Source organism: Pseudomonas solani (assembly GCF_026072635.1).
In the GTDB taxonomy this organism is placed as follows: Bacteria; Pseudomonadota; Gammaproteobacteria; order Pseudomonadales; family Pseudomonadaceae; genus Metapseudomonas; species Metapseudomonas solani.
In genome coordinates, this window is the sequence record NZ_AP023081.1 from 1469013 (window position 1) to 1492580 (window position 23568).

At 66.7% G+C, this 23568-nt stretch carries 19 protein-coding genes and 2 pseudogenes; all 21 read left to right on the forward strand.

The features are described 5' to 3' along the window. Positions 1–20 precede the first annotated feature (20 nt). The 21 genes and pseudogenes from accB (at position 21) to ureC (ending at position 23478) form a co-directional block, all read left to right on the forward strand. Positions 21–485, forward strand: a complete 465-nt coding sequence (accB, locus tag PSm6_RS06835) for an acetyl-CoA carboxylase biotin carboxyl carrier protein (RefSeq protein WP_021222378.1) — start codon at positions 21–23, stop codon at positions 483–485. Between the two features lie 17 nt (positions 486–502). Beyond that, positions 503–1846: an acetyl-CoA carboxylase biotin carboxylase subunit gene (gene accC, locus PSm6_RS06840; RefSeq protein WP_021222379.1), complete on the forward strand. Its 1344-nt coding sequence runs from the start codon at positions 503–505 to the stop codon at positions 1844–1846. Positions 1847–1908: 62 nt separating this feature from the next. Further along, positions 1909–2766 carry an EI24 domain-containing protein gene (locus PSm6_RS06845; protein WP_265169854.1) on the forward strand — a complete coding sequence of 286 codons (858 nt, stop codon included), beginning with the start codon at positions 1909–1911 and terminating at the stop codon, positions 2764–2766. Between the two features lie 91 nt (positions 2767–2857). Next, positions 2858–3736 (forward strand): 50S ribosomal protein L11 methyltransferase, encoded by an 879-nt coding sequence (prmA, locus tag PSm6_RS06850; protein WP_021222381.1) that lies wholly within the window; start codon positions 2858–2860, stop codon positions 3734–3736. Positions 3737–3814: 78 nt separating this feature from the next. Further along, positions 3815–5233, forward strand: a complete 1419-nt coding sequence (locus PSm6_RS06855; protein WP_021222382.1) for a DUF3426 domain-containing protein — start codon at positions 3815–3817, stop codon at positions 5231–5233. A gap of 168 nt (positions 5234–5401) precedes the next feature. Then, positions 5402–6397, forward strand: coding sequence for a tRNA dihydrouridine synthase DusB (gene dusB / locus PSm6_RS06860; RefSeq protein WP_031288887.1), 996 nt, complete (start codon positions 5402–5404; stop codon positions 6395–6397). Continuing rightward, positions 6394–6714, forward strand: coding sequence for a DNA-binding transcriptional regulator Fis (fis, locus tag PSm6_RS06865; protein WP_031288889.1), 321 nt, complete (start codon positions 6394–6396; stop codon positions 6712–6714). Before dusB ends, fis begins: the two co-directional genes overlap by 4 nt. Before the next feature lie 88 nt (positions 6715–6802). Continuing rightward, complete coding sequence (gene purH / locus PSm6_RS06870) at positions 6803–8410, forward strand: bifunctional phosphoribosylaminoimidazolecarboxamide formyltransferase/IMP cyclohydrolase (protein ID WP_031288891.1); 1608 nt, start codon at positions 6803–6805, stop codon at positions 8408–8410. Between the two features lie 90 nt (positions 8411–8500). Continuing rightward, positions 8501–9789: pseudogene (gene purD / locus PSm6_RS06875) on the forward strand (phosphoribosylamine--glycine ligase). A 114-nt stretch (positions 9790–9903) separates the two neighbouring features. Next, complete coding sequence (locus PSm6_RS06880) at positions 9904–12693, forward strand: hybrid sensor histidine kinase/response regulator family protein (RefSeq protein ID WP_031288894.1); 2790 nt, start codon at positions 9904–9906, stop codon at positions 12691–12693. Between the two features lie 416 nt (positions 12694–13109). Next, a complete protein-coding gene (gene tspR / locus PSm6_RS06885; protein ID WP_021222388.1) occupies positions 13110–13706 on the forward strand; it encodes a type III secretion system genes modulator TspR in 597 nt (198 codons plus the stop codon). 234 nt (positions 13707–13940) lie between these two features. Then, entirely contained in the window at positions 13941–15206 is a 1266-nt protein-coding gene (gene urtA, locus PSm6_RS06890; protein ID WP_265169860.1) for an urea ABC transporter substrate-binding protein, read from the forward strand. Positions 15207–15311: 105 nt separating this feature from the next. Then, positions 15312–16880: an urea ABC transporter permease subunit UrtB gene (urtB, locus tag PSm6_RS06895; RefSeq protein WP_021222390.1), complete on the forward strand. Its 1569-nt coding sequence runs from the start codon at positions 15312–15314 to the stop codon at positions 16878–16880. Then, positions 16880–17959, forward strand: coding sequence for an urea ABC transporter permease subunit UrtC (urtC, locus tag PSm6_RS06900; protein WP_021222391.1), 1080 nt, complete (start codon positions 16880–16882; stop codon positions 17957–17959). The genes urtB and urtC overlap by 1 nt, the downstream gene beginning before the upstream one ends. Continuing rightward, the gene (gene urtD / locus PSm6_RS06905) at positions 17956–18816 is read left to right on the forward strand and encodes an urea ABC transporter ATP-binding protein UrtD (protein WP_043243606.1); all 861 of its coding nucleotides are present in this window, start codon (positions 17956–17958) and stop codon (positions 18814–18816) included. Before urtC ends, urtD begins: the two co-directional genes overlap by 4 nt. 103 nt (positions 18817–18919) lie before the next feature. Further along, positions 18920–19617, forward strand: a pseudogene (gene urtE / locus PSm6_RS06910) (urea ABC transporter ATP-binding subunit UrtE). 91 nt (positions 19618–19708) lie between these two features. Beyond that, complete coding sequence (locus PSm6_RS06915; RefSeq protein WP_043243604.1) at positions 19709–20542, forward strand: urease accessory protein UreD; 834 nt, start codon at positions 19709–19711, stop codon at positions 20540–20542. Continuing rightward, complete coding sequence (gene ureA, locus PSm6_RS06920) at positions 20542–20844, forward strand: urease subunit gamma (RefSeq protein WP_021222395.1); 303 nt, start codon at positions 20542–20544, stop codon at positions 20842–20844. Before PSm6_RS06915 ends, ureA begins: the two co-directional genes overlap by 1 nt. 8 nt (positions 20845–20852) lie before the next feature. Next, positions 20853–21353 carry a GNAT family N-acetyltransferase gene (locus tag PSm6_RS06925; RefSeq protein WP_031288895.1) on the forward strand — a complete coding sequence of 167 codons (501 nt, stop codon included), beginning with the start codon at positions 20853–20855 and terminating at the stop codon, positions 21351–21353. 5 nt (positions 21354–21358) lie between these two features. Then, the gene (locus tag PSm6_RS06930; RefSeq protein WP_043243603.1) at positions 21359–21664 is read left to right on the forward strand and encodes an urease subunit beta; all 306 of its coding nucleotides are present in this window, start codon (positions 21359–21361) and stop codon (positions 21662–21664) included. Positions 21665–21777: 113 nt separating this feature from the next. After that, positions 21778–23478, forward strand: coding sequence for an urease subunit alpha (ureC, locus tag PSm6_RS06935; RefSeq protein ID WP_043243602.1), 1701 nt, complete (start codon positions 21778–21780; stop codon positions 23476–23478). Positions 23479–23568: the final 90 nt, after the last annotated feature.

Here is a 23568-nt window from a genome sequence, read left to right on the forward strand (position 1 = left end):
CCCTTGGGAGTTGATAATTAATGGATATCCGTAAAGTCAAAAAACTGATCGAGCTGCTGGAAGAATCCGGTATCGACGAGCTGGAGATCCGCGAGGGCGAAGAGTCCGTGCGCATCAGCCGCCACAGCAAGCAGGCCGCCATGGCCCAGCCGATCTACGCCGCACCGATGGCCGCCCCGGCACCGGCTCCGGTCGCAGCAGCCCCGGTCGCCCCGGCAGCAGACGCCGCCCCGGCCGCCAAGAAACTCAACGGCACCGTGGTGCGCTCGCCGATGGTCGGCACCTTCTACCGCGCCGCCTCGCCCACCTCGGCGAACTTCGCCGAAGTCGGCCAGACCGTTAAGAAGGGCGACATCCTGTGCATCGTCGAAGCGATGAAGATGATGAACCACATCGAGGCCGAAGCCAGCGGCGTGATCGAATCCATCCTCGTGGAGAACGGCCAGCCGGTTGAGTACGACCAACCGCTGTTCACCATCGTCTGAACCGCGGAGAGCCTGTGATGCTGGAAAAAGTCCTGATCGCCAACCGTGGCGAGATCGCCCTGCGCATCCTGCGCGCCTGCAAGGAGCTGGGCATCAAGACGGTGGCGGTGCACTCGACGGCTGACCGCGAGCTGATGCACCTGTCCCTGGCCGACGAGACCGTATGCATCGGTCCGGCCCCGGCTGCCCTGTCCTACCTGAACATCCCCGCGATCATCAGTGCCGCCGAAGTCACCGGCGCCACGGCGATCCACCCGGGTTACGGCTTCCTCGCCGAGAACGCCGACTTCGCCGAACAGGTGGAGAACTCCGGTTTCGCCTTCATCGGCCCCAAGGCCGACACCATCCGCCTGATGGGTGACAAGGTGTCCGCCAAGGACGCCATGAAGAAATCCGGCGTACCGACCGTTCCGGGCTCCGACGGCCCGCTGCCGGAAGACGAAGCCACCGCCCTGGCCATCGCCGAGGAAGTGGGTTACCCAGTGATCATCAAGGCCGCCGGTGGCGGTGGTGGTCGCGGCATGCGCGTGGTGCACAGCGCCGACGAGCTGATCAAGTCGGCCAAGCTGACCCGTACCGAAGCCGGTGCTGCGTTCGGCAACTCCATGGTCTACCTGGAGAAGTTCCTCACCAACCCGCGTCACGTGGAAGTGCAGGTGCTCTCCGACGGCCAGGGCAATGCCATCCACCTCGGCGACCGCGACTGCTCCCTGCAGCGTCGTCACCAGAAGGTGCTGGAAGAAGCCCCAGCCCCCGGCATCGACGAGAAGGCCCGCGCCGAAGTGCTGGCCCGCTGCGTCCAGGCCTGCGTCGAGATCGGCTACCGCGGTGCCGGTACCTTCGAGTTCCTCTACGAGAACGGCCACTTCTACTTCATCGAGATGAACACCCGCGTCCAGGTCGAGCACCCGGTCACCGAGATGGTCACCGGCATCGACATCGTCAAGGAGATGCTCAGCATCGCCGCGGGTAACAAGCTGTCGATCAAGCAGGAGGACGTAGTCATCCGTGGTCACGCCCTGGAATGCCGGATCAACGCCGAAGACCCGGACAACTTCATGCCCAGCCCCGGCAAGGTGCAGTACTACCATGCACCCGGCGGCAACGGCGTGCGGGTCGATTCGCACCTGTACAGCGGCTATTCGGTTCCGCCGAACTACGACTCGCTGATCGGCAAGCTGATCACCTACGGCAAGGACCGCGACGAGGCCATGGCGCGCATGCGCAACGCCCTCGATGAGCTGGTGGTGGACGGCATCAAGACCAACATCCCGCTGCACCGTGACCTGACCCGCGACAAGGGTTTCCGCAAGGGGGGCGTGAACATTCACTACCTCGAGCACAAACTGGGCAAGAAGTAAGCCCGGCAACCCTGGAAGGGCCGCATAATGCGGCCCTTCTGCATTTCACGCGAAGGATCGCCATGTCCCTGAAGTCCCGCATCCTTGCCATCGGCCCGGCCTTTGGCGAAGCCTTCATCTGCCTCGGCCTGGCCCTGCGCTCCAGCCTGCGCCCCGGCATCCTCCTGCGCTCTTCCGGGCTCTGCCTGCTGACGCTGGTGTTCTGGAGCTGGGTCTTCTACGCCCATGCCGAAATCATCGTCAAGGCCGCCGGACTGCTGTCGTTCTTCGTCGTCTCCGGCGCCGCCATGTTCGGTCTGATTCCCAGCCTCACTGGCGGCCCGGCCACCGTCAGCGGCATGGCCGGAATCGCCCCGGCAGTGGGGCTGATGCTGGTGTATTCCGCCCTCCTGGCACTGGCCATGGTCGGCGTGCTGTTCGTCGCGGCCATCGTCATCAGCATCCGCCTGGCCCTGCGCTGGGTGCTGATGGGCAGCCTGCGCGAGCGCGCCCTCAAGCCCTACCCGGGCCTGGCCTCGCGCAGCCCGGCGGCCAGCGACCTGCTGCGCGCCGGGCGCTACCACCTGGGGCCCTGGCTGGGCATCGGCCTGGGCCCACTGTTGTGCCTGGCGATACCGTTGATAAACGGCGTGCTGCTGATCATCCTGCTGGGCTACCTCAACGTGCGCTTCCTGGTGCCCGCCGCCCTGTCTGGTCTGGCCAGCGGCGCCGAGCAGATGCAAGCGGTGCGCCGCCAGCGCGGCGCCATGATCGCCTTCGGCCTGCTGATCCTGCTGCTGGCGCTGGTGCCGGTGCTCAACCTGCTGCTGCCCGCCCTGCTCGGCGGCGGCGCCTGCCACCTCGCCTATCGCGGCCTGGACCGCCCGGAACGCCCGGCTGGCGTGGCATCAGAGCCTCAAGTAAGCTTGCCCGCCCCATGAAGGCATCCCAAAAACTACCTGCGTTGCCATCGCCCAGGTTTTTCAAGGTGCCCATAAGGGCCACATTTTCACGTCGCATCGAGGTTCCGCCATGCCCTGGTTACAAGTCCGTCTCGCCATCACCCCGGATCAGGCGGAAACCTATGAAGACGCGCTGCTTGAAGTCGGTGCAGTCTCCGTGACCTTCATGGACGCCGAAGACCAGCCGATCTTCGAGCCCGACCTCGGCACCACCCCGCTCTGGTCCAACACCCACCTGCTGGCGCTGTTCGAAGCCGAAACCGACGAAACCAACCTGGTCGCCCACCTGGAACTGCTCACCGGCGGCGCGCTGCCCGAGCACCAGATCGAGCGCATCGAGGACCAGGACTGGGAACGCAGCTGGATGGACAACTTCCAGCCCATGCGCTTCGGCCGCCGCCTGTGGATCGTGCCCAGCTGGCACCAAGCCCCGGAGCCGGACGCGGTGAACCTGCTGCTGGACCCGGGCCTGGCCTTCGGCACCGGCACCCACCCGACCACCGCCCTGTGCCTGGAGTGGCTGGACGGGCAGGAGCTGGACGGCTGCGAGCTGATCGACTTCGGCTGCGGCTCGGGCATCCTCGCCATCGCCGGCCTGCTGCTCGGCGCGCGCCAGGCGGTGGGCACCGACATCGACCCGCAAGCCCTGGAAGCCTCCCGCGACAACGCCTCGCGCAATGGCATCGACCCGGCACTGTTCCCCGTCTACCTGCCCGCCGACATGCCGCAGCAGCACGCAGACGTGGTGGTGGCCAACATCCTCGCCGGCCCGCTGGTGTCCCTGGCACCGCAGATCACTGCACTGGTCAAGGCCGGCGGCCGCCTGGCGCTGTCCGGCATCCTCGCCGAGCAGGCCGAGGAAGTCCGCGCCGCCTATGCCGACGCCTTCGTGCTCGACCCCACCGCCGACAAGGACGGCTGGGTGCGCATCAGCGGTGTACGTCGCTGAGCCACGCCCCATGAGCAGACCCGCGCCAGCGTGCTACCGAGTTGGTAGACTGGCGCCTTGTTTCACACGGACCGCCGCATGACCGAAAGCTTCGTCACCCAGTGCCCCCATTGCCAGACCAGCTTCCGCGTAAGCCGCGCGCAGTTGGGCGCTGCCCAAGGCGCCGTGCGCTGTGGGGCCTGCCTGCACGTGTTCAACGCAGCCAAGCAGTTGCTGGGAGCCATGTCGGCCGGCGAGCCGAAGCCCTCCACGCCCGCGCCCCAGGCGCCGCGCCCTGCCGCGCCGGCAGCACCGAAACCCGCACCCCCGGTCGCGCCAGTGGCCCCGGCACAGCCGGCCAGCCCGGCACCCAGCGTCGCCACCCTGCTCAAGTCGCCCCTGGCCTCGGCCCCCGTGCCGCCACCCGCGCCGGTGCCGCCCGCCGTGCCGCCAGGCAAGACGGCCGACAAGAACACCCTGTGGATCCACGACGACCTGGACCTCGACAGCCTCGACCTGGACGAGGAACTGGCCAAGCTGGAACAGGAAGAACTCAAGCTCTCCCAGGAATTCCTCGCCCTGCAGGCCGCGCCCAAACCGGGCGAGCAGTCATACGGCCAGCACGTGGAATCCACCGACAAGCATGACGAGCGCTGGGCCGAGGCCCTGTTGCGCGAGGACGCGCCGCGCGCCGCGCCCAGCGCACCGCGCCCTACACCGCCCGCCGTGGCCGAGCGCCCCGCCACCATCGAGCCCCCTGCGCCGCAGCGCAAGGAACCGGCGCTGTCCCTCGACGACGACCTGGACGATGACCCGGCCCCGGCCTTCGGCCCCGCCGCCGATCGCGATGACGAGCCGACGGACGAGCCCGCGCGCGCTCGAATCGGCGCGTCGGACGAAGAAGACGACGAGATCGACGAGCCCCCGGTCGCCCCGGCACGTACGCCACCGCGCAACGAACCGGGCCTGCGTGGCGGCAACCTGCTGGATATCGACGACGAGCCGTTGCAGCTCGACTGGCAACAGCCGAAAAAACCCTGGGGCCGCTGGATCGGCTGGGGGGCGCTGAACCTGCTGGGCGCCATCGCCCTGGCCGGGCAATACGTCTGGTACCACTTCGACGAGCTGGCACGCACCGACCAGTACCGCCCCTGGTTCGAACAGCTGTGCCCGGAACTCGGCTGCCAGCTGCCGTCCAAGGTCGAGATCGCCCTGATCAAGAGCAGCAACCTGGTGGTGCGCAGCCACCCGGACTTCACCGGCGCACTGGTGGTGGACGCCATCCTCTACAACCGCGCGTCCTTCTCCCAGCCCTTCCCGCTGCTGGAGCTGCGCTTCGCCGACATCAACGGCCAGCTTCTGGCCAGTCGTCGGTTCAAGCCGGGCGAATACCTCGCCGGCGAGCTTGCCGGGCAGTCGGAAATGCCGCCGCAGACGCCCATCCATATCTCCCTGGATATCCTCGACCCAGGCACCAAGGCTGTGAACTACAGTCTCAGCTTCCACTCCCCCGAGTAGCGCCAGCGGCGGCTTTTCGCCGCTGGAGGGCCTCGCCAGAACCTTCGGCGATAAGCTCATCACTGTTCAGAATTTGTTCAAAACAACCTTTATCCGGTCATCGAGAGCGGGTATCATGCCCACCCTTTTTCGAAGACCAAGATCCGGCCCCACAGGCAGGGAAGACCCATGTCGGCGGTACGCATCGGCCCATACGCACTACCCAATCAAGTGATACTCGCCCCCATGGCGGGAGTGACCGATCGTCCGTTTCGTCTGCTTTGCCGTCGCCTCGGCGCCGGCTTGGTAGTCTCCGAAATGGTCACCAGCGACGTGCGCCTGTGGAACAGCCGCAAGTCGAAACTGCGCCTGCTCCACGAGGGCGACCCGGAGCCGCGCTCGGTGCAGATCGCCGGGGGCGATCCGCAGATGCTGGCCGAGGCCGCCGTCGCCAATGTGGCGCTCGGCGCGCAGATCATCGACATCAACATGGGTTGCCCGGCGAAGAAGGTCTGCAACAAGGCCGCTGGCTCCGCGCTGATGAAGGACGAGGCCCTGGTGGCTGCGATCCTCGAAGCGGTGGTCGGCGCCGTGGACGTGCCGGTGACCCTGAAGATCCGCACCGGCTGGGACCGGGACAACAAGAACGGCATCGCCGTGGCAAGGATCGCCGAACAGTCGGGAATACAGGCGCTGGCCGTGCATGGCCGCACCCGTGCCGACCTGTACACCGGTGAAGCCGAGTACGACACCATCGCTGCGATCAAGCAGTCGGTGTCGATCCCGGTCTTCGCCAATGGCGACATCACCTCGCCACAGAAGGCCAGAGAGGTCCTCGACGCCACCGGCGCCGATGCCCTGCTGATCGGTCGAGCGGCCCAGGGGCGACCCTGGATATTCCGCGAGATCGCGCACTACCTGGAAACCGGCGAACTCCTGCCGGCCCCGGGCTTGAAGGAAATTGAACAGATCCTGCTGGAGCACCTGGCCGCATTGCACGCCTTCTACGGCGACCTGATGGGCGTACGCATCGCCCGCAAGCATGTCGGCTGGTATCTCGCAACCCTGCCGGGCGCCAGGGAGTTTCGCGCCCAGTTCAATCGTTTGGAGTCCACGGACGCGCAGTGCGCCAACGTTCGAGAGTTTTTCATCGAACGTCACAACGACGGAGAACAGGCCGCATGACGACGATGACCGAGAATTTTTTTGATGGGGCAACACCCGTGAGCGACAACGCCAACCTTAAACAGCACCTGACCACACCGACCGCGGAAGGCCAGACCTTGCGCGGCAGTGTCGAGAAGGCCTTGCACAATTACTTCGCCCATCTCGAGGGCGCCGCGGTCACGGACGTCTACAACCTGGTGCTCTCCGAAGTCGAGGCACCGCTGCTGGAGTCCGTGATGAACTACGTCAAGGGCAACCAGACCAAGGCTTCCGAGATGCTCGGCCTGAACCGCGGCACCTTGCGCAAGAAGCTCAAGCAGTACGACCTCCTGTAAAGCACGTATTCGATAAAGAAAGGGCGGCCCCCGAGAACATCAAAGGCCGCCCTTTTTTACTGATTTCCCTGCTCCGATGGACATCGAAATGACCGACCAGACCACCCGCCTCCCCGTTCGCCGTGCACTGATCAGCGTCTCCGACAAGACCGGCATCCTCGAGTTCGCCCGCGAACTCGTCGCCCTCAACGTCGAGATCCTCTCCACCGGCGGCACCTACAAGCTGCTGCGGGACAACGGCATCGCCGCGGTGGAAGTCGCCGACTACACCGGCTTCCCGGAAATGATGGACGGCCGGGTGAAGACCCTGCACCCGAAGATCCACGGCGGCATCCTCGGCCGTCGCGCGCTCGACGGCGCGGTCATGGAGCAGCACGGGATCAAGCCGATCGATCTGGTCGCGGTCAACCTGTACCCCTTCGAAGCCACCGTCGCCAAGCCTGACTGCGACCTGGCCGACGCCATCGAGAATATCGACATCGGCGGCCCGACCATGGTCCGCAGCGCCGCCAAGAACCACAAGGACGTCGCCATCGTGGTCAACGCCGGCGACTACGCCAGCGTCCTCGAAGGCCTCAAGGCCGGCGGCCTGACCTACGCCCAGCGTTTCGACCTGGCCCTCAAGGCCTTCGAGCACACCAGTGCCTACGACGGCATGATCGCCAACTACCTGGGCACCATCGACCAGGCCCGCGACAGCCTGTCCACCGAAGCGCGCAGCGCCTTCCCGCGTACCTTCAACAGCCAGTTCGTCAAGGCGCAGGAAATGCGCTACGGCGAGAACCCGCACCAGAGCGCGGCCTTCTACGTCGAAGCGAAGAAGGGCGAGGCGAGCATCTCCACCGCCGTGCAACTGCAGGGCAAGGAACTGTCGTTCAACAACGTGGCCGACACCGACGCCGCGCTGGAATGCGTGAAGAGCTTCGTCAAGCCGGCCTGCGTCATCGTCAAGCACGCCAACCCCTGCGGCGTAGCCGTGGTACCGGACGCCGAAGGCGGCATCCGCAAGGCCTACGACCTGGCCTACGCCACCGACACCGAATCCGCCTTCGGCGGCATCATCGCCTTCAACCGCGAGCTGGATGCCGAAACCGCCAAGGCCATCGTCGAACGCCAGTTCGTCGAAGTGATCATCGCGCCCAAGGTCTCCGCCGAAGCCCGCGCCGTGGTCGCCGCCAAAGCCAACGTGCGCCTGCTGGAATGCGGCGAGTGGCCGAAGGACCGCGCCCCGGGCTGGGACTTCAAGCGCGTCAACGGCGGTCTGCTGGTGCAGAGCCGTGACATCGGTATGATCTCCGCCGACGACCTGAAGATCGTCACCCAGCGCGCGCCCAGCGAGCAGGAAGTGCACGACCTGATCTTCGCCTGGAAAGTGGCCAAGTTCGTCAAGTCCAACGCCATCGTCTACGCCAAGAACCGCCAGACCGTCGGCGTCGGCGCCGGCCAGATGAGCCGCGTCAACTCCGCCCGCATCGCCGCCATCAAGGCCGAGCACGCGGGCCTGGAAGTCAAGGGCGCGGTCATGGCCTCGGACGCCTTCTTCCCCTTCCGCGACGGCATCGACAACGCCGCCAAGGCCGGCATCACCGCGGTGATCCAGCCGGGTGGCTCCATGCGTGACAACGAAGTCATCGCCGCGGCCGACGAGGCCGGGATTGCGATGGTCTTCACCGGCATGCGTCATTTCAGGCACTAATAGCTCGAAGCCCGAAGCTGGAAGCCTGAAGCCCGCGCGCTTCCAGCTTCCAGCTTCCAGCTTCCAGCTCTTCAGATGAGAGCATCGAATATGAACGTATTGATCATCGGCAGCGGCGGTCGTGAACACGCCCTGGCCTGGAAAGTGGCCCAGGATCCCCGCGTCGCCAAGGTCTTCGTGGCCCCGGGCAACGCCGGCACCGCCACCGAAGCCAAGTGCGAGAACGTCGCCATCGACGTACTGGCCATCGAACAACTAGCCGACTTCGCCGCCCAGAATGTGCAGCTGACCATCGTCGGCCCCGAGGCCCCCTGGTGAAGGGCGTGGTGGACCTGTTCCGCTCCCGCGGCCTGGACATCTTCGGCCCCACCGCCGGCGCCGCGCAGCTGGAAGGCTCCAAAGCCTTCACCAAGGACTTCCTGGCGCGCCACAAGATCCCCACCGCCGACTACCAGAACTTCACCGAAGTCGAGCCGGCCCTGGCCTACCTGCGCGAGAAAGGCGCACCGATCGTGGTCAAGGCCGACGGCCTGGCCGCCGGCAAGGGCGTGATCGTCGCCATGACCCTGGCCGAAGCCGAGGACGCCGTGCGCGACATGCTCTCCGGCAACGCCTTCGGCGACGCCGGTGCCCGCGCGGTGATCGAGGAGTTCCTCGACGGCGAGGAAGCCAGCTTCATCGTCATGGTCGACGGCAAGAACGTACTGCCCATGGCCACCAGCCAGGACCACAAGCGCGTTGGCGATGCCGACAGCGGCCCCAACACCGGCGGCATGGGCGCCTACTCCCCGGCACCGGTGGTCACCGCCGACGTGCACCAGCGCGTGATGGACGAGGTGATCTACCCCACCGTCCGCGGCATGGCCGAGGAAGGCAACGTCTACACCGGCTTCCTCTACGCCGGCCTGATGATCGACAAGGCCGGCAAGCCCAAGGTCATCGAGTTCAACTGCCGCTTCGGCGACCCGGAAACCCAGCCCATCATGGTGCGCCTGGAGTCGTCCCTGGTCCTGCTGGTGGAAGCCGCCCTGGCCAAGGCCCTGGACAAGGTCGAAGCCACCTGGGACCCGCGTCCCACCGTGGGCGTGGTACTGGCCGCAGGCGGCTACCCGGGCGACTACGCCAAGGGTGACGTGATCTCAGGCCTGGCCGACGCCGCCGAACTGGACGGCAAGGTGTTCCACGCCGGTACCGCGCGGAAGGATGGCCAGGTGGTCACCGCCGGCGGCCGCGTGCTCTGCGCCACGGCCATCGGCCCGAGCGTCCACGAAGCCCAGCAGCAGGCCTACCGCCTGGCGAAGAAGATCAGCTGGAACGGCTGCTTCTACCGCACCGATATCGGTTACCGCGCCATCGCCCGCGAACGCGGCGAAGGTTGAAGGTAAAAAACCGGTAAACCTGCAGAAGAGGCGGCCATATGGCCGCCTTTGTCATATTCCACCGGCCGGTGCTTGGCTATAATCCGGCCACTCACTCACGAAGGGACTTCGCCCGTGCGCCGGCTCAGGATTGCCATCGGTCTTAGCGTCAGCCTGCTGCTGACCCTGCTCTGCCTGCCATCGGCGCAAGCCAGGGATAGCGCGCACTGGAGCATGCTGCTCGATCCCACCGCCAGCCTGCAGCTCGAAGACATCCGCGCCCAGCAGTCCGCCTCGCAATTCACCCCCGTCGACCTCGAACGCCTCTACACCCCCGGTGGCAACAGCGCCCTCTGGCTGCACTACCAGTTGCCCCCCGGCGATCACGAACAGCTGCTGCGGGTCTTCGCGCCCTACCTGTCGTTCCTCGACCTCTATGTGATCCGTGGCGATGAGCTCATCGACCACACCCGCACCGGCAGCCGCCTGCCCTTCAGCGACCGCCCGCTGCCCAGCCGGGACTTCCTCCTGCCGCTGCCCATGCGCAGCGAGCCGCTGGACCTCTACCTGCGGCTCTCCTCCGAACACGCCCTGCGCCCCACCGTGTCCCTGCAATCAGCGGTGAGCATGGCCGCCGACGACAGCCGCCCGCTGCTCTTCGGCGTGCTCATCGGCAGCCTGCTGATGCTGGTGGTGCACAACCTCCTGCGCTTCGGCTACGCCCGCGCCACCAGCGGCCTGTGGCTGGCCGCCACCCAGCTGTGCCTGGTGGGCACCGCCCTCAGCCTGCTGGGCATCAGCGCGCCCTGGCTGCACAGCTGGCAGAGCGCGCAGCCGCAGATCGCCAACCTGTCGATGCTGCTGGCCATGCTCTGCGCGCTGTTCTTCACCGCCAGCTTCTTCCGCAAGGTCTGCCCCAGCACCCCGCTCAATGGCGTGCTCGTCGGCGAGATCGTGCTCATCGGCGTCATCGGCATGCTGCTGATGATCGCCACCGACCTGATGTTCAACCAACTGGTCTACGCCATGGCGGCGCTCACCGGCGTGAGCATCCTCTTCGTCTCGCTGCACCACTGGCGGCGCGGCTACCGCCCGGCACGCATGTTCACCCTGGCGCTGCTGGTCTACAGCGTCGCCTTCATCAGCGCCCTGCCGGCGCTGTTCGGCTACTGGTCGGTGCAGTCCGACTGGCTGGCCTTCGGCCTGCTGGGGGTGACCGCCATCAGCGGCGTGCTGATGAGCATCGCCATGAGCGAACGCCAGCGACGCATCCTCCTCGACGACTTCAGCGTCAGCCGTGAAGCGGCGGCCAGCTCCGCCGAGCTCAAGGCCAAGGGCGAGTTCCTGGCCAAGATCAGCCACGAGATCCGCACCCCCATGAATGGCGTTCTGGGCATGACCGAGCTGCTGCTCGGCACCCCGCTGTCGGCCAAGCAACGCGACTACGTGCAGACCATCCACAGCTCCGGCAACGAGCTGCTCACCCTGATCAACGAAATCCTCGACATCTCCAAGCTGGAATCCGGGCAGATCGAGCTGGATGACGTGCAGTTCGACCTCAACGCCCTGATCGACGACTGCCTGGACATCTTCCGCGCCAAGGCCGAGCAGCAGAAGGTCGAGCTCATTAGCTTCATGCAGCCTCAGGTGCCGCGCGTCATCAGCGGCGACCCGACGCGCCTGCGACAGGCCCTGCTGAGCCTGCTGGACAACGCCTTCAAGCAGACCGACGAAGGCGAGATCCTGCTGGTGGTGGCCCTGGACACCAGCGGCAACGAACCGCGCCTGCGCATCGCCGTGCAGGACAGCGGCCGCCCCCTGGAAGCCGCCGAGCGGGACGCCCTGCTCAACGCCGAGCTGCACAGCAAGGACTTCCTCTCCGCCACCAAGCTCGGTGGCCGCCTGGGCCTGATCATCGCCCGCCAGTTGGTGCGCCTGATGGACGGCGAGTTCGGCGTGCAGACCGGCGGCAACCAGGGCAGCACCCTGTGGCTGACCCTGCCCCTGGAAAGCGAACGCCTGGAACAGCCCGCCTCCGACTTCGACGGCCCCCTGCAGGGCGCACGCCTGCTGGTGGTGGACGACAACGACACCTGCCGCAAGGTGCTGATGCAGCAGTGCAGCGCCTGGGGCCTGCAGGTCAGCGCCGTGCCCTCTGGCAAGGAGGCCCTGGCCCTGCTGCGCACCAAGGCGCACCTGCGCGAATACTTCGACGTGGTGCTGCTGGACCAGGACATGCCCGGCATGACCGGCATGCAGCTGGCCGCCAAGATCAAGGAAGACCCGAGCCTCAACCACGACATCCTGATCATCATGCTCACCGGCATCAGCAACGCGCCGAGCAAGATCATCGCCCGCAACGCCGGCATCAAGCGCATCCTCGCCAAGCCGGTGGCCGGCTACACCCTCAAGACCACCCTCGCCGACGAGCTCAACCAGCGCGCCGCCGGCGGCTCGGCAGCCCTGCCCGGCTCCCAGGTCAGCACCCCGCTCAACGTGCCCAACGACTTCCGCATCCTGGTGGCCGAGGACAACAGCATCTCCACCAAGGTCATCCGCGGCATGCTCAGCAAGCTCAACCTGCAACCGGACACCGCCAGCAACGGCGAGGAAGCCCTCAGCGCGATGAAGAACCAGCAGTACGACCTGGTGCTGATGGACTGCGAAATGCCGGTGCTCGACGGCTTCTCCGCCACCGAGATGCTGCGCAACTGGGAAAGCGAAGAGCAGCGCCCGCGCACCCCGGTGGTGGCCCTCACCGCGCACATCCTCACCGAGCACAAGGAACGCGCCCGCCAGGCCGGCATGGACGGCCACATGGCCAAGCCCGTCGAGCTCTCCCAGCTGCGCGAGCTGATCGAGCACTGGGTCGCGGAAAAGGAAATGCGCCGCCAGCACGAACCCGACGACGCCCTGCATTCCTGATCCCCCGTAGCCCGGGCTTCAGCCCGGGATTCCCATCGCGAATGAATTCGCTCCTACAAGAGCGGCGGCGCTGCGCACCGCTTGGCGACTGAAGTCGCCCCTACGAAGGCCTCACGCCCGCGCGCGGACATGACCGCTATGTAGGGTGGATGACGCTCTTTTCATCCACCAAGCGGGGTCGGGCCTGGCATGCCAATGTACCTGGCTCCGGGAGAGCGGTGGGCTGAAGCCCACGCCCACCCTGCGTCTGCCACGCCATGGACTGTGCCCTGTGCCCGCTCCGCACTGATACGACGCGCCCCCACATCCGGCGGCGTGCCGGCGTATGATTGCCCCTCGCCAGGGCGACCCGGATCAACGGGCGCAACCCTCGGCTGCTCCTACACTCACAACACTCTCCATCACGAGCCCGTCCGATGCTCTCCACGATGTTCAGCCTGTACCTGAAGATGCTGGTGCTCTACAGCCCCTTCTTCGTCCTTTCCTGCTTCATCGGCCTGACCCGCGGCTACACGGTCAAGGAGCGCAAGCGCCTGGCCTGGAAGGTCGCCCTCGGTACCCTGGTGGCCAGCGTGCTGCTGTACCTGTTCGGCCAGAGCATCTTCAACGTCTTCGGCATCACCATCGACGCCTTCCGCATCGGCGCCGGCAGCGTGCTGTTCATCTCCGCCCTCGGCATGGCCCAGGGCAAGCCGGCGGTGCAGTCGGACAACGTGCAGCAGGACGTCACCATCGTGCCGCTGACCATTCCCCTCACCGTCGGCCCCGGCACCATCGGCGCCATGCTGGTGATGGGCGCCGGGCACCACCACTGGAACGACAAGCTCACCGCCCTGGCCGCCATCGCCCTCGCCAGCGTCACTGTCGGCGTGGTGCTCTACCTCTCCAACCGCATTGAACGCATCCTCGGCGAGCAGGGCCTGCAGATCGTCAGCCGCCTGATGGGCCTGTTCGTCTGCGCCCTCGCGGCCCAGATCATCTTCACCGGGGTGAAGAACTACCTGGCGCCCTGAAAGCGTGCAACCCGTGACCTGACCGACCGTTCAGCTTGTCGCCGCGCACCGCAATGGAGCGCGGCGATTTTCCCGAAATCCTGCTAAGAATCCCGCAAAGCCCTCTAAATCAAGCCTTTAGCGCCGTTGGCACGGATGCTGCCAATGCACTGACAGCAGTACAGATGACCGTACTGATGACCCCATTTCGGTCCCATCCCACTGTCATTGCATGGACAGCCAAGGAGGCTTTACATGAAACGCCGTCCCTTCCTGAAATCCACCCTCGCCGCCAGCGCCCTGGTACTGACCGGCCTGTTCCCCTTCACCCTGCAGGCCGCCGAGACCATCAAGGTCGGCATCCTGCATTCGCTGTCCGGCACCATGGCCATCTCCGAGACCTCGCTCAAGGACATAGCGCTCATGACCATCGACGAGATCAACGCCAAGGGCGGCATCAACGGCAAGAAGCTGGAACCCGTGGTGGTCGACCCCGCCTCCAACTGGCCGCTGTTCGCCGAGAAGGCCCGCCAGCTGCTGACCAAGGACAAGGTGGACGTAGTCTTCGGCTGCTGGACCTCGGTGTCGCGCAAGTCCGTGCTGCCGGTATTCGAGGAGCTCAACGGCCTGCTGTTCTACCCCGTGCAGTACGAGGGTGAAGAGCTCTCGCCCAACGTCTTCTACACCGGCGCGGCGCCGAACCAGCAGGCCATCCCGGCGGTGGAATACCTGATGAGCGAAGACGGCGGCGCCGCCAAGCGCTACTTCCTGCTGGGCACCGACTACGTCTACCCACGCACCACCAACAAGATCCTGCGCAGCTTCCTGCACAGCAAGGGCGTGGCGGACAAGGACATCGAAGAGGTCTACACCCCCTTCGGCCACAGCGATTACCAGACCATCGTCGCCAACATCAAGAAGTTCTCCGCCGGCGGCAAGACTGCGGTGATCTCCACCGTCAACGGCGACTCCAACGTGCCCTTCTACAAGGAGCTGGCCAACCAGGGCATCGAGGCCACCGACATCCCGGTGGTGGCCTTCTCCGTGGGCGAGGAAGAACTGCGCGGCATCGACACCAAGCCGCTGGTGGGCCAGCTGGCGGCCTGGAACTACTTCGAGTCCGTGGATAACCCGGTGAACAGCAAGTTCGTCACCGACTGGAAGGCCTACGCCAAGGCCAAGAACCTGCCCAACTACAGCACCGCCGTGACCAACGACCCCATGGAAGCCACCTACGTCGGCATCCACATGTGGGCCCAGGCGGTCGAGAAGGCCGGCACCACCGACGTCGACAAAGTCCGTGAAGCCATGGGCGGCCAGACCTTCGCCGCGCCCTCCGGCTACACCCTGACCATGGACAAGACCAACCACCACCTGCACAAGCCGGTGATGATCGGCGAGGTCCAGGAAGACGGTCAGTTCTCCGTGGTCTGGCAGACCGAAGGCCCGCTGCGCGCCCAGCCGTGGAGCCCCTTCATCCCCGGCAACGACAAGAAGCCGGACTATGCGGTGAAGAACTAAGCCGGAAGTCTTAGCCGAGAGCCGGAAGCCGGAAGTACCTCACTTCCAGCTTCCAGCCTCTAGCTTCCAGCTTCCGGTCCCCGCCGATAACGGAGCCTCCCCTCCATGCCCACCTGCCTTTTCCGAATCCTCCTGTCCCTGGCCCTGTTGCTGCCCCTGGCGGCCCAGGCCGGTGACGCCAATGACTTCGCTGCCGCCAACCCGGGCCAGCAAGCCAAGCTGCTGGAAAGCTGGGCCGCCCAGCCCGAGGCCACGCGCCAGCCCCTGCTCGATGCCCTGCAACAGAACCGCTTTGCCGTCGACGCCAAGCTGGCCTACTTCGAACAGGACGGCACCTGGCAGGCCGCCGAGGGCGACGCCGCCCCCGCCGCCACGCCGAAGAAGCTGCGCCTGAACAACCGCCTGCGCGGCCTGCTGATCACCGCCCAGGCCAGCCACGAGTTACTCGCCGCCGAACCCGCCGCGCGCCTGGACGCCGCCCGCCAGCTGCAGAAGAGTGCCAAGCCCGCACAACTGCCGCTGCTCAACCAGCGCATGGTCGCCGAGGAAGACGCCGCCGTGCGTGACGCCATCGGCCTGGCCCTGGCCAACCTGCAGCTGGTCGACCCCGACCCGGCCATCCGCCTCAACGCCGTGCGCCTGCTGGGCGAAACCGGCGACCCGCTGGCCCGCACCCGCCTCGAGGCGCTGCTCGACCCGGCAGTGGAAACCGACGCCGCGGTGCGCACCGCCGCCGAAACCAGCCTGGCCCAGGTCAAGCGCCGGCTGGCGCTGGGCGAAGTGCTCGGCCAGGCCTTCAGCGGCCTGTCCCTGGGCTCCATCCTGCTGCTGGCCGCCCTCGGCCTGGCCATCACCTTCGGCCTGCTCGGGGTGATCAACATGGCCCACGGCGAGATGCTGATGCTCGGCGCCTACTCCACCTACATCGTGCAGCTGATGTTCCAGCGCCTGGCACCGGACCTGCTCGCCCTCTACCCGCTGGTGGCGCTGCCGGTGGCCTTCTTCGTCACCGCCGCCATCGGCATGGCCCTGGAGCGCACGGTGATCCGCCACCTCTATGGCCGCCCCCTGGAAACCCTGCTCGCCACCTGGGGCATCAGCCTGATGCTGATCCAGTTGGTGCGCGTGGTCTTCGGCGCGCAGAACGTCGAGGTGGCCAACCCGGCCTGGCTCTCCGGCGGCATCCAGGTGCTGCCCAACCTGGTGCTGCCGTACAACCGCATCGTCATCATCGGCTTCGCTCTGTTCGTGGTGGCGCTGACCTGGCTGCTGCTGAACCGCACGCGCCTGGGCCTCAACGTCCGCGCCGTCACCCAGAATCGCAACATGGCCGCCTGCTGCGGCGTGCCCACCGGCCGCGTGGACATGCTCGCCTTCGGCCTCGGCTCCGGCATCGCCGGGCTCGGCGGCGTGGCCCTGTCGCAGATCGGCAACGTCGGCCCCGACCTCGGCCAGGGCTACATCATCGACTCCTTCCTGGTGGTGGTGCTCGGTGGCGTCGGCCAGTTGGCCGGCAGCGTGATGGCGGCCTTCGGCCTGGGCGTGGCGAACAAGATCCTCGAACCACAGATCGGCGCCGTGCTGGGCAAGATCCTGATCCTCGCGCTGATCATTCTCTTCATCCAGAAACGCCCCCAGGGCCTCTTCGCATTGAAAGGACGGGTGATCGACTGATGAACCAGCCCCTGACCCTCACCGCCGCGCAGAAGGCCGGCCCGAAAGTAACCCTGGGCGTTGGCGCCCTGGTGCTGGCGGTGCTCATCGCCCTGCCGCTGCTGCACCTGCTGCCGGCCGACAACCCGCTGCAGGTCTCCGCCTACACCCTCACCCTGGTGGGCAAGATCCTCTGCTACGCCATCGTCGCCCTGGCCCTGGACCTGGTCTGGGGCTACGCCGGGCTGCTGTCCCTGGGCCACGGGCTGTTCTTCGCCCTCGGCGGCTACGCCATGGGCATGTACCTGATGCGCCAGAGCGCCGGCGACGGTCTGCCGGCCTTCATGAGCTTCCTCGCCTGGAGCGAACTGCCCTGGTACTGGACCGGCACCTCCAGCTTCCTCTGGTCGCTGTGCCTGGTGGTGCTCGCCCCCGGCCTGTTGGCCCTGGTGTTCGGCTTCTTCGCCTTCCGCTCGCGGATCAAGGGCGTGTACTTCTCGATCATGACCCAGGCCCTGACCTTCGCCGGCATGCTGCTGTTTTTCCGCAACGAGACCGGCTTCGGCGGCAACAACGGCTTCACCGACTTCAAGCGCATCCTCGGCTTCGACATCACCGCGCCGGGCACCCGCGCCGTGCTGTTCCTGGCCACGGTGGCGCTGCTGGTGGGCGCCCTGCTGCTCGGCTGGCGCCTGTCGAAGAGCAAGTTCGGCCGGGTGCTCACCGCCCTGCGCGACGCCGAGAACCGCCTGATGTTCTGCGGCTACGACCCGCGCGGCTACAAGCTGTTCATCTGGGTGTTGTCGGCTGTGCTCTGCGGCCTGGCCGGCGCGCTGTACGTGCCCCAGGTGGGCATCATCAACCCCAGCGAGATGTCGCCGACCAACTCCATCGAAGCCGCCGTCTGGGTGGCCCTGGGCGGGCGCGGCTCGCTCATCGGCCCGCTGCTGGGCGCCGGCCTGGTCAACGGCATGAAGAGCTGGTTCACCGTGGCCTTCCCGGAATACTGGCTGTTCTTCCTCGGCGCCCTGTTCATCGTCGTCACCCTGTTCCTGCCCAAGGGCCTGTTCGGCCTGCTGCGCAAGGAGAAGGACCAATGAGAGCGCCCCCGGTACCCGAACTCATGCTCGAACCCGCCTACGACCCCAACAGCGACGCCGGCACCGGCCGCGACGCCCTCGGCCTCGGCCAGAGCGCCGGCAAGGGCCTGAACACCCGCCACGGCACCATCCTCACGCTGGAAGACATCAGCGTCAGCTTCGATGGCTTCAAGGCGCTCAACGACCTCAACCTGTACATCGGCGTCGGCGAGCTGCGCTGCATCATCGGCCCCAACGGCGCGGGCAAGACCACGCTGATGGACGTGATCACCGGCAAGACCCGCCCCACCACTGGCAGTGCCTGGTTCGGCGAGACCCTGGACCTGACCCGCATGAGCGAGGTGCAGATCGCCCAGGCCGGCATCGGCCGCAAGTTCCAGAAGCCCACGGTGTTCGAAGCGCTGACGGTGTTCGAAAACCTGGAGCTGGCGCAGAAGACCGACAAATCGGTGTGGGCCAGCCTGCGCGCCAAGCTCTCCGGCGAGCAGAAGGACCGCATCGACGAGGTACTCGCCACCATCCGCCTGCAGGACTCGCGACGCCGCCCGGCCGGCCTCCTGTCCCACGGCCAGAAACAGTTCCTGGAGATCGGCATGCTGCTGATGCAGGACCCGCAACTGCTCCTGCTCGACGAACCGGTGGCGGGCATGACCGACGCCGAGACCGAATTCACCGCCGAGCTGTTCAAGGGCCTGGCCGGCAAGCACTCGCTGATGGTGGTGGAGCACGACATGGGCTTCGTCGGCAGCATCGCCGACCACGTCACCGTGCTGCACCAGGGGCATGTGCTGGCGGAGGGGTCGCTGGCGGACGTGCAGGCGAATGAACAGGTGATCGAGGTTTATCTGGGACGTTGAGCTGGAAGCTTGAAGCCAGAAGCTGGAAGAAAAAGCGGCACAACGCAGCTCTTACTTCAAGCTTCAAGCTTCTGGCTTCCAGCTCCTCCACCGAGGACTAGACATGCTTCAAGTGAAACAGCTGCATCAATACTACGGCGGCAGCCACATCCTCCGCGGCCTGTCGTTCGAGGTGAAGGTTGGCGAGGTCACCTGCCTGCTCGGGCGCAACGGCGTGGGCAAGACCACGTTGCTGAAGTGCCTGATGGGCCTGACCCCGCGAAGGAAGGCGCGGTGAACTGGGAGGGCAAGCCGATCACCGGCTCCAAGCCGCACCAGCGCGTGCACGCCGGCATCGCCTACGTGCCCCAGGGCCGCGAGATCTTCCCGCGCCTGACGGTGGAGGAGAACCTCCTCATGGGCCTCTCCCGCTTCAGCGCCAAGGAAGCCAAGGCAGTGCCCGAGTTCATCTACGAGCTGTTCCCGGTGCTGCGGGAGATGAAGCACCGCCGCGGCGGCGACCTCTCCGGCGGCCAGCAGCAACAACTGGCCATCGGCCGCGCCCTGGCCAGCCGGCCGCGCCTGCTGATCCTCGACGAGCCCACCGAAGGCATCCAGCCCTCGGTGATCAAGGAGATCGGTGCGGTGATCCGCAAACTGGCCGAGCGCGGCGACATGGCCATCCTGCTGGTGGAGCAGTTCTACGACTTCGCCGCCGAGTTGGCCGACCAGTACCTGGTGATGAGCCGGGGCGAAATCATCCAGCAGGGGCGCGGGGAAAACATGGAAGCCGAAGGCGTGCGCGGCCTGGTGACGATCTGAGCGCAGGCCCGGCCCCGTGCACCGAATGGGTTCAGGGCACGCCTCTTGCTTTGCCCGGTCGGTCAACTATTTTGCGGATGCCTCCATAGCCATGAACCTGCCCGCCGCCCTGTTCACGCCGAGCTGGCACGCCGAGCTGGAGCTGGGCTACGCCCGCCGGGACGAACGCACCATTCCGGTGCTTCGCCGCCACCTCGGCCCCCTGAGGGTGCAAAAGCATCTCCATGCCGAGGGCCCCGAGGTGTGCCAGCACATCATCGTGCACCCGCCCGGCGGCATCGCCGGGGGTGATCGCCTGGACATCACCGCCCAGGTAGGCGACGGCGCCTGGGCCCAGCTCACCAGCCCCGGCGCGGCCAAGTGGTACCGCGCCCGGGGCCCGGCCTTCCAGACGCTGGCGCTGCGGGTCGAGGCCGGCGCCACCCTGGAGTGGCTGCCCCAGGAAACCATCGTCTTCTCCGGCGCCCAGGCCGAGTTGAGCACCCGCATCGACCTGGTCGCCGACGCCCGGCTGTTCTACTGGGACGTGGTCGCCCTCGGCCGCCCCGCCGCCGGCGAGCACTTCGCCAGCGGCCACTTCCAGGCACAGCTGGACATCCGCCGCGACGGTCGCGCGCTGTGGCACGAGCGCCAGCGCATCAGCGGCGACGACGGCCTGCTCGACTCGCCCATCGGCCTCGCCGGGCAACCTGTGTTCGCCACCCTGATCGCCACCGGCCAGCTCGACCCGGAGCTGCTGGAACGCTGCCGCGAACTGCCCTCGGCGGTGCGCGGCGACCTGACCCAACTGCCCGGCCTGCTGGTGGCCCGCTGCCTGGCCAGCGAAGCCCTGCACGCGCGCGCCTGGCTGATCGACCTCTGGCGCCTGTTGCGCCCTGCCCTGCTCGGCCGCGACGCCGTGCCGCCACGAATCTGGAGTACCTGATGGACCTCACCCCGAGAGAGAAAGACAAGCTGCTGATCTTCACCGCCGGCCTGGTCGCCGAGCGGCGCCTGGCCCGTGGCGTGAAGCTCAACTACCCGGAAGCCATGGCCTACATCTCCGCCGCCCTGCTCGAAGGCGCCCGCGACGGCCGCACCGTGGCCGAGCTGATGCACTTCGGCACCACGCTGCTGGCCCGTGACCAGGTGATGGAAGGCGTGCCGGAGATGATCCCGGAGATCCAGATCGAAGCCACCTTTCCCGACGGCACCAAGCTGGTGACCGTGCACCAGCCGATTGTGTGATGACCGCGATGAACAACGAGATCCGTGACGCCAGCGAAGCCGACCTGCCCGGCATCCTGGCCATCTACAACGCCGCCGTGGAGCACACCACGGCGATCTGGAACGAAAACCTGGTGGACCTGGCCAACCGCCGTGCCTGGCTGGCCGAACGCAGCGGCGCCGGCTTCCCGGTGCTGGTAGCGCGTGACGCTGCCGGCGAGGTGGTCGGCTATGCCAGCTATGGCGCCTGGCGGCCCCATGACGGCTACAAGCACACCGTCGAGCACTCGGTCTACGTGCGTGCCGATCAGCGCGGCAAGGGCCTCGGCCCGCAGCTGATGCAGGCACTGATCGAACGCGCCCGATCAGCCGGGCTGCATGTGATGGTGGGGGCCATAGAATCCGAGAACACCGCCTCCATCCGCCTGCACCAGCGCCTCGGCTTCGCCATCACCGGCCAGATGCCCCAGGTCGGTCGCAAGTTCGGCCGCTGGCTGGACCTCACCTTCATGCAACTCATCCTGGAGTGACTTCCATGATTCCCGGCGAATACCAGATCCAGGACGGCGAGATCGAACTCAACGCCGGCCGCCGCACCCTGACCCTGAGCGTGGCCAACACCGGCGACAGGCCGATCCAGGTCGGCTCGCACTACCACTTCTTCGAAACCAACGACGCCCTCGCCTTCGACCGCGCCGCCGCCCGCGGCATGCGCCTGAACATCCCGGCCGGCACCGCCGTGCGCTTCGAGCCGGGCCAGAGCCGCGAGGTGGAACTGGTGGAGCTCGCCGGCCTGCGCCGGGTGTTCGGCTTTGCCGGAAGGGTGATGGGCGATCTTTGATCGCAGCCGCACAGCATTCGTAGGATGGGTAGAGCGAAGCGAAACCCATCACTGCCAACAATCGATGGGTTACGTCACTGCGTGACTAACCCATCCTACGGACAGGACTCAGCATGAAAATCTCCCGCCAAGCCTACGCCGACATGTTCGGCCCCACCGTCGGCGACAAGGTGCGCCTGGCCGACACCGAGCTGTGGATCGAGGTCGAGAAGGACTTCACCAACTATGGCGAGGAAGTGAAGTTCGGCGGCGGCAAGGTGATCCGCGACGGCATGGGCCAGGGCCAGCTGCTGGCGGCCGAGGTGGTCGACACGCTGATCACCAACGCGCTGATCATCGACCACTGGGGCATCGTCAAGGCTGACGTCGGCCTCAAGGACGGGCGCATCGCGGCGATCGGCAAGGCCGGCAACCCGGACATCCAGCCCGACGTCACCATCGCCATCGGCGCCAGCACCGAGGTGATCGCCGGCGAGGGCATGATCCTTACCGCTGGCGGCATCGACACCCATATCCACTTCATCTGCCCGCAACAGATCGAAGAGGCGCTCATGAGCGGTGTCACCACCATGATCGGCGGCGGCACCGGGCCGGCCACCGGCACCAACGCCACCACCTGCACCTCGGGCCCCTGGCACATGGCGCGCATGCTCCAGGCCGCCGACGCCTTCCCGATGAACATCGGCTTCACCGGCAAGGGCAACGCCTCGCTGCCGGAGCCGCTGATCGAGCAGGTCAGGGCCGGCGCCATCGGCCTCAAGCTGCACGAGGATTGGGGTACCACCCCGGCCGCCATCGACAACTGCCTGAGCGTGGCCGACCAGTACGACGTGCAGGTGGCGATCCACACCGACACCCTCAACGAATCCGGCTTCGTCGAGACCACCCTGGGCGCCTTCAAGGGCCGCACCATCCACACCTACCACACCGAAGGCGCGGGCGGCGGCCACGCGCCGGACATCATCAAGGCCTGCGGTTTCGCCAATGTGCTGCCCAGCTCCACCAACCCGACGCGGCCCTTCACCCGCAACACCATCGACGAGCACCTGGACATGCTCATGGTCTGCCACCACCTGGACCCGAGCATCGCCGAGGACGTGGCCTTCGCCGAAAGCCGCATCCGCCGCGAAACCATCGCCGCCGAGGACATCCTCCACGACCTCGGCGCGTTCTCGATGATCAGCTCCGACAGCCAGGCCATGGGCCGTGTGGGCGAGGTGATCACCCGCACCTGGCAGACCGCCGACAAGATGCACAAGCAGCGCGGCCCACTGAAGGGCGACGGTGCCGGCAACAGCAACTTCCGGGTCAAGCGCTACATCGCCAAATACACCATCAACCCGGCCATCACCCACGGCATCAGCCATGAAGTGGGCTCCATCGAAGTGGGCAAGTGGGCGGACCTGGTGCTCTGGCGCCCGGCCTTCTTTGGCGTGAAGCCGACGCTGATCCTCAAGGGCGGGGCCATCGCCGCCAGCCTGATGGGCGACGCCAACGCCTCGATCCCCACCCCGCAACCGGTGCACTACCGCCCGATGTTCGCCAGCTACGCCGGCAGCCGCCACGCCACCAGCCTGACCTTCATCAGCCAGGCCGCGCTGGAGGCCGGCGTGCCCGAACAACTCGGCCTGAAGAAACGCATCGCCGTGGTCAAGGGCTGCCGCACCGTGCAGAAGAAGGACCTGATCCACAACGACTACACCCCGGACATCGACGTGGACCCGCAAACCTACCAGGTGAAAGCCGACGGCCAGCTGCTCTGGTGCGAACCCGCCGAGGTGCTGCCGATGGCGCAGCGGTATTTCCTGTTCTGAGCACGCCCCGCCTACGGCCCGGCATCGCGTTGTTGGGCCTCGCGGGGCTCGGCACCAACCTACGAGTACGCCGCGGCACACCGTAGGTTG